Genomic DNA, 1148 nt, shown 5'->3' on the forward strand with positions numbered 1-1148 from the left:
TCCCATGACCGCCCCGGACCACGCCACGACCGACTCACTCACCGCAGTCGACGAGCAGGCCGATCCGCGGCTAGCACGCTCACGCAACCGGTTACTCGATGCGGCCACCCATCTGCTGTCCACCGGTGGCGTCGAAGCGGTCACTGTCGAAGCCGTCACCCGCATGTCGAGGGTCGCGCGCGCGACTCTATACCGACACTTCGGTAGCACCAATCACCTGCTCGCGGCAACCTTCGAACGGCTACTCCCTCACGTCGACACCCCTTCCGGCACCGGACCCGTGCGCGAGCGGCTGATCGCACTGCTCACCACCGAATCCGACCTCATCGAACAGGCCCCAGTACAGATGACCACCCTGGCATGGCTGGCCATGGGGTCCCTTGGCGACGCCCACACCGACCCCGCCCGCCGCCCCGATCCGGCCGCGATCACCTCGCTACGCGCCCGCATCATAGAGCAATACCGCCAACCCTTCGACTACATCCTCACCAGCCCCGACGCCCGTGCCATGCTCGGCGAACTCGACACCACCTTCGCCCTCATCGAACTCCTCGGCCCGATCGTCTTCGCACACCTCACCGGACTGCGCACCATCGACCACGACGATTGCACCCGACTCGTCGACAACTTCCTCACCACCCACCGAATAGGCGCGGCATCAACCACTCCGGCCGAGCACAGAACGCGGTAACCGAAGACCTGGGCCAGTCGGTCAGAACAAAAAGTGTCGCGGACCCGCAGAGCCCGGTGTCGTAGCAAGCATGCTGTAGTGGACGGCGACTCAGCGCAGCCGTCCTGCGCGTTGTTGGTGTGGTGGGACCTTGATGCGTGGGTGCTGAAGGCCGAGGTTGACGAGCGCTTCGCGGCGTTCGAGGTAAGGCAGGACGGTCGTCGATGTGTCGTCGACGTCGAGGACATCGACGATCCGGCAAAGCCAGCATTGTTACGGCCACCGAGCGCCGTGACGCTTCCACAACTTCTCTTCCGGAGTCACATACGCACACCACCAACAAGAAGATCAACGATCACTTCTTATCCGAAACACGATGAGCGCCCTCCTGCCGGTTTGGGTGTTCGTTTTGACCGTCGTCATACCGGACGGTTAAGAACGGGCGTCTGGGCGCGACTGATGTCAGTTTCAGAAGACG

The 1148-nt window shown here is 63.2% G+C and carries 2 protein-coding genes; both read left to right on the forward strand.

Annotated elements, in window-relative coordinates:
- Positions 1-4: 4 nt before the first annotated feature.
- Positions 5-691: a TetR/AcrR family transcriptional regulator gene (locus A2J01_RS21085; protein WP_042926433.1), complete on the forward strand. Its 687-nt coding sequence runs from the start codon at positions 5-7 to the stop codon at positions 689-691.
- Positions 692-769: 78 nt separating this feature from the next.
- Positions 770-1148, forward strand: a 379-nt coding sequence (locus A2J01_RS36940; RefSeq protein ID WP_231915859.1) for a hypothetical protein, incomplete at its 3' end; no start/stop codon positions are given.

The sequence above is a fragment of the Rhodococcus sp. EPR-134 genome (assembly GCF_001647205.1).
Lineage (GTDB): Bacteria > Actinomycetota > Actinomycetes > Mycobacteriales > Mycobacteriaceae > Rhodococcus_F > Rhodococcus_F qingshengii.